This is a genomic window from Streptomyces sp. SID5785, assembly GCF_009870065.1.
In the GTDB taxonomy this organism is placed as follows: domain Bacteria; phylum Actinomycetota; class Actinomycetes; order Streptomycetales; family Streptomycetaceae; genus Streptomyces.
In genome coordinates this window covers 1-5,322 of record NZ_WWIA01000439.1, presented here as the reverse complement: position 1 = coordinate 5,322, position 5,322 = coordinate 1, and the positions used below count along the sequence as shown (strand labels likewise).

Here is a 5,322-nt window from a genome sequence, read left to right as displayed (position 1 = left end):
GTCGACGCGTCCGCCGCGGCCTCCGTGCGCAGCCGCTCGGCCTCCGTCTCGGCCTGCGCCTGGAGCGTGCGGACCCGCTCGGCGGCCTCGGCGCGCAGCCGCTCCGCCTCGTCGGCCGCCTCCTTGCGCAGCCGCTCGGACTCGGTCCGGGCGTCGGTCAGCGTCGTCTCCGACGCCGTGAGCCGCTCCTCGGCCTCCGTGTGCAGGCGGGTCAGCTCGCGGGCCGCCTCCTCCTGCCGTGCCTCCAGGGCACGCTCGGTGTCGTCCCTGAGGGTCTGCGCGGCACGCTCCGCGTCCGCGCGGGTGGTCTCGGCCTGCTCCTCGGCCTCCGTGCGGTACCGCTCGGCCTCGGCGCGGGTGCGCTCCAGCGTGTCCTCGGCCTGCTTGCGCAGGGAGGTCGCCCGCTCGATCGCCTCGGTCCGGACCCGCTCGCTCTCCGTCGTCGCCGCCGACCGCAGCTCGTCCGCGTCCGCCTTCGCCTTGGAGAGCAGCTCCTCGGCGGTCCGGGCCGACTCCTCGATCTGCTGGACGGCCTCGCGCCGGGCCTCCGCCCGGATCCGCTCGCCCTCCTCGACGGCCTCGGCCCGCAGCTGCTCGGCCTCGCCGCGCAGCCTGCGCGCCTCCTCCTGCAGCTCGACCGTCTTGGCCCGGTACTCCTCGGTGTCGTCCTTGGCCGCGCCCTTGAGCTGCTCGGACAGGTCGTGCGCCTCGGCGCGCAGCCGGTCCGACTCGGCCTCGGCCTCGGAGCGGATCCGCTCCGCCTCCTCGGCCGCCGCCTTCGTCGTCGACTTCGCTTCCTCGGACGCCTTGTTGAGGACGTCCTCCGCGGTCCTGGCGGCCTTCGCGAGCTCGCCCGCGGTCTCCTCCGCGGTGACCGTACGCGCCTTCTCCTTGGCCTCGGCGATCACCTTCTCGGCCTCGGCACGGGCGTCGGCGAGGGCCTGCTCGGCCTCCTCCTTGGTGGCCTCCGCGTCCTTGGTGGCCTCCTGGACGAGCCGGGCGACCTGCTCCTTCGCGGTCCGGGTGCGCTGCTCGTTCGTCGACTCGGCGCTCGCCAGCTGCTTCGCCGCGGTGTCCTTGGCCTCGCCCAGCACCTTGTCGGCCTCGGTGCGGGCCTCGCGCAGCGCCGCCTCCGCCTCCGACAAGCGCTGCTCGGCGGCCCGGCTCAGCTCACCGGCCTGGCGGCGCGCGGCGTCCGACTCGGCGGTCGTCGACGTGCGGACCTGCTCGGCGTGGTCGGTGGCCTCCTGGGCCTGCGTGGACGCCGCGGTCAGCAGCCGCTCGGCGTCCTGGCGGGCGCGGGCCAGCAGGGCCTGCGCCTCGGCGCGGGCCGACTCGGCCTCGCCGGTCAGCCGCTCGCGGGCCTCGGCGGCGACCCGCTCGGCCTCGGCGCGGGCGGCGGCCAGCGCCTGGTCCGCCTCGGCGCGGGACTCGTCGAGCAGCCGGCGGGCCTGCTGCTCGGTGCGGGCGCGCAGCTGCTCGGCCCACTGCACGTTCTCGTTGACGTGGTTCTCGACCGTGCGGCGGCGCTCCGCGAGCTCCTGATCGAGCTGCTGCCGGCGGTTGACCGCCTCGGTGTGCAGCTCGGACTGGAGCCGCGACTGCTGCTCCGCGTGCTCCTGGAGGATGCGCTGCGTCTGCGCCCGGGCCTCGCGCAGCTCGCGCTCGGCGTCGGCGCGCAGCTGGTCGGCCTGACTCTGCGCGTTGCGCAGCAGCTGCTCGGCCTGGTAGCCGATGTCCGCCCCGTCGTAGGCAGGCCGGGTCGCGAGGCTGCGGCGCGCCTCGTGCAGCTTGGCGCGCAGCACCTCCACCTGGTAGCCGAGGTCCTCGGCGTGCTGGACAGCCTTCTCCCGCTCGGTCTCCAGCCGCTTCATCTCGGCCTCGAACCGCGAGAGATGGTCGGTCTCAGCCGGCCGCCGGCCGTCCTGGCTCTCGTAGCCCCGCACTGCGCGGTCCCATCCGTCCCCTGGTCGCAAGTACTTCTTCAAGAGCCCAGTCCGTCCGCCGGACGGGGCCCCCGGGGAATGGTGTCAGATCGAACACGGCGGCGCTGTCGGACCTCGGCTCTGGCTGCCCGATCGCACCGACCTCGTCCCCCGATACCCGGACCCCGGCCACGGCTGCCGCGTCGCGCGCGACGGCCGCCCCCCAACCCTACCGGCCCGAGTATGTGGAGGTCAGTGCTCCGCCGACTCCTGGGGTGCTGCGGTGACGAGTTCGGTCAGCACGCCGTGGCAGTCCTTGGGGTGCAGGAAGGTGATCCGCGAACCCATCGAACCGGTCCGCGGCTCGTCGTAGAGCACCCGCACGCCCTTGCCGCGGACGGCCTCCGCGTCGGCGTCGACGTCCGCGGTGCCGAAGGCGATGTGGTGCACACCCTCGCCGTTCTTGGCCAGCCACTTGCCCACCGCGGAGTCCTCCCGGGTCGGCTCGAGGAGCTGCAGGTAGGAGGCGCCGCCGTCGTCGGTGGCGTTGATCTTGAGCATGGCCTCGCGCACGCCCTGCTCCTCGTTGACCTCGGAGTGGAAGACTTCGAAGCCGTACGTGGCCCGGTAGAACTCGACGGTCGCGTCGAGGTCGAAGCAGGCGATCCCGATGTGGTCGATTCGCGTCAGCATGGGTCCAGTGCAGCGCGGTTCCCGGTGGTCACGCAACGTGCGCGCGATCACACCGTCGCTCCGATGACGCACGGGGTACCGCTCAGTACATTCGGGTAAACCCTCGTTCACTCCTCATCTCCAAGGGGCCGTGCCTCATGTCTGGAACGACCGGTACCACCTCAGTGATCGTCGCGGGCGCGCGGACGCCCATGGGCCGTCTGCTCGGCTCGCTCAAGTCCTTCTCCGGAGCCGACCTCGGCGGCTTCGCGATCAAGGCCGCCCTCGACCGTGCGGGAATCGGTGGCGACCAGGTGCAGTACGTGATCATGGGCCAGGTGCTCCAGGCGGGTGCCGGGCAGATCCCCGCCCGCCAGGCCGCCGTCAAGGGCGGCATCCCCATGAACGTGCCGGCGCTGACCGTCAACAAGGTCTGCCTCTCCGGCCTCGACGCCATCGCGCTCGCGGACCAGCTCATCCGCGCCGGCGAGTTCGACATCGTGGTCGCGGGCGGCCAGGAGTCGATGACCAACGCCCCGCACCTGCTCCCCAAGTCCCGCGAGGGCTACAAGTACGGCGCGGTCGAGATGCTCGACGCGATGGCGTACGACGGCCTGACGGACTCCTTCGAGAACATCCCCATGGGCGCCTCGACGGAGAAGCACAACACCCGCCTCGGCATCGCCCGCCCCGAGCAGGACGAGATCGCGGCGCTGTCCCACCAGCGCGCGGCCGCGGCGCAGAAGAACGGCCTGTTCGAGGCCGAGATCACGCCCGTCGAGATCCCGCAGCGCAAGGGCGACCCGATCCTGTTCAGCAAGGACGAGGGCATCCGCGCGGAGACCACGGCCGAGTCCCTCGGCAAGCTGCGCCCCGCGTTCGCCAAGGACGGCACCATCACCGCCGGCACGTCCTCGCAGATCTCCGACGGCGCCGCCGCGGTGGTCGTCATGAGCAAGGCGAAGGCGCAGGAGCTCGGCCTCGACTGGATCGCGGAGATCGGCGCGCACGGCAACGTCGCGGGCCCCGACAACTCCCTGCAGTCCCAGCCGTCGAACGCGATCCGGCACGCCCTCGACAAGGAGGGCATCGCCGTCGGCGACCTCGACCTCGTCGAGATCAACGAGGCGTTCGCGGCCGTCGCCGTCCAGTCGATGAAGGACCTCGGAGTGTCCACGGAAAAGGTGAACGTGAACGGCGGCGCGATCGCCCTCGGTCACCCGATCGGGATGTCCGGCGCCCGCATCGTGCTGCACCTGGCCCTCGAGCTCAAGCGGCGCGGCGGCGGCGTCGGCGCGGCCGCGCTGTGCGGCGGCGGCGGTCAGGGTGACGCGCTCATCGTGCGGGTACCGAAGGCGTAACCGCAGTTTGCTGTACGGGACCGAGTGAACGGAGCTGTGATGCAGGACGTCCCCACGCTGGTCGCCCAGGCGAGGGAGGGCAGGCCGCGGGCCGTGGCCCGGCTGATCTCCCTCGTGGAGGGGGCGTCCCCGCAGCTCCGTGAGGTCATGGCCGCACTGGCCCCGCTCACCGGGAACGCGTACGTGGTCGGGCTGACCGGGTCGCCCGGGGTCGGCAAGTCGACCTCGACGTCGGCGCTGGTCAGCGCGTACCGGCGGGCCGGCAGGCGGGTCGGCGTCCTGGCGGTCGACCCCTCGTCGCCGTTCAGCGGCGGGGCGCTGCTCGGCGACCGTGTGCGGATGTCGGACCACGCGTCCGACCCCGGCGTCTACATCCGCTCGATGGCCACCCGCGGCCATCTGGGTGGTCTCGCCTGGGCGGCACCGCAGGCCATCCGGGTGCTCGACGCGGCCGGCTGCGACGTCGTCCTCGTCGAGACGGTCGGCGTCGGCCAGTCCGAGGTCGAGATCGCGTCCCAGGCGGACACCTCCGTCGTCCTGCTCGCCCCCGGCATGGGCGACGGGATCCAGGCGGCCAAGGCCGGAATCCTCGAGATCGGCGACGTCTACGTCGTGAACAAGGCGGACCGGGACGGCGCCGACGCCACCGCCCGCGAGCTCAACCACATGCTCGGCCTCGGCGAGTCCCGGGGCCCCGGTGACTGGCGCCCGCCCATCGTCAAGACCGTCGCCGCGCGGGGCGAGGGCATCGACGAGGTCGTCGAGGCGCTCGAGAAGCACCGGGCGTGGATGGAGGAGCGCGGGGTGCTCGCGGAGCGGCGTTCGGCGCGGGCCGCCCGGGAGGTCGAGACGATCGCGATGACCGCGCTGCGGGAGCGGATCGGCGACCTGTCCGGCGACCGGCGGCTCGGGGCACTGGCGGACCGGATCGTGGCGGGCACGCTGGATCCGTACCGGGCGGCGGACGAGCTGGTCAGCACGCTGACGCGAGGCTGAACGCCTGGCGCCTGGCCGGCGGGGGGCGGGACTGGGGGGCCTGTGCGGTCTTTCGCCGGGGGCCGGGTCTGTGGGGTCTGTGCGGTTTGCGCCGGGGAGGGTCTGCGGGGCCGGTGTGGTCTGCGCCGGGGAGGGTCTGCGGGGTCTGTGCGGTGTGCGCCGGGGGCCGGGTCTGTGGGGTCTGTGCGGTGTGCGCCGGGGGCCGGGTCTGTGAGGCCCGTGCGGTTTGCGCCGGGGAGGGTCTGCGGGGCCGGTGTGGTCTGCGCCGAGGGTGCGCGGTCCGGGGGCGTTCGACTTGCCTGTGCTGCGGTGCGTTTCTCCCCGCGCTGGGGTGGCCCCTTGTTCCCACCGTCCCGCCCCCTCCGGGG

General features: G+C 73.4%; 4 protein-coding genes. 2 read left to right on the top strand and 2 right to left on the bottom strand.

From position 1 onward, the window contains the following. Together scy and mce are read right to left on the bottom strand one after the other, a co-directional pair. A partial coding sequence (gene scy / locus GTW43_RS14605) for a polarized growth protein Scy (RefSeq protein WP_343246006.1) occupies positions 1-1,946 on the bottom strand: 1,946 nt, incomplete at its 3' end. A gap of 231 nt (positions 1,947-2,177) precedes the next feature. Beyond that, positions 2,178-2,618 (bottom strand): methylmalonyl-CoA epimerase, encoded by a 441-nt coding sequence (gene mce, locus GTW43_RS14600; RefSeq protein ID WP_161302265.1) that lies wholly within the window; start codon positions 2,616-2,618, stop codon positions 2,178-2,180. A gap of 137 nt (positions 2,619-2,755) precedes the next feature. Between mce and GTW43_RS14595 the strand changes: the two genes are divergently transcribed. Both GTW43_RS14595 and meaB read left to right on the top strand, forming a co-directional pair. Continuing rightward, positions 2,756-3,958 carry an acetyl-CoA C-acetyltransferase gene (locus GTW43_RS14595; protein ID WP_161302263.1) on the top strand — a complete coding sequence of 401 codons (1,203 nt, stop codon included), beginning with the start codon at positions 2,756-2,758 and terminating at the stop codon, positions 3,956-3,958. A 39-nt stretch (positions 3,959-3,997) separates the two neighbouring features. After that, positions 3,998-4,954, top strand: coding sequence for a methylmalonyl Co-A mutase-associated GTPase MeaB (meaB, locus tag GTW43_RS14590; RefSeq protein ID WP_161302261.1), 957 nt, complete (start codon positions 3,998-4,000; stop codon positions 4,952-4,954). Positions 4,955-5,322: the final 368 nt, after the last annotated feature.

What these genes read in the sequence shown, in the direction of transcription:
- mce (WP_161302265.1), bottom strand. Translation starts at nt 2,618, where the DNA reads ATGCTGACGCGAATCGACCACATCGGGATCGCCTGCTTCGACCTCGAC.
- GTW43_RS14595 (WP_161302263.1), top strand. Translation starts at nt 2,756, where the DNA reads ATGTCTGGAACGACCGGTACCACCTCAGTGATCGTCGCGGGCGCGCGG.
- meaB (WP_161302261.1), top strand. Translation starts at nt 3,998, where the DNA reads ATGCAGGACGTCCCCACGCTGGTCGCCCAGGCGAGGGAGGGCAGGCCG.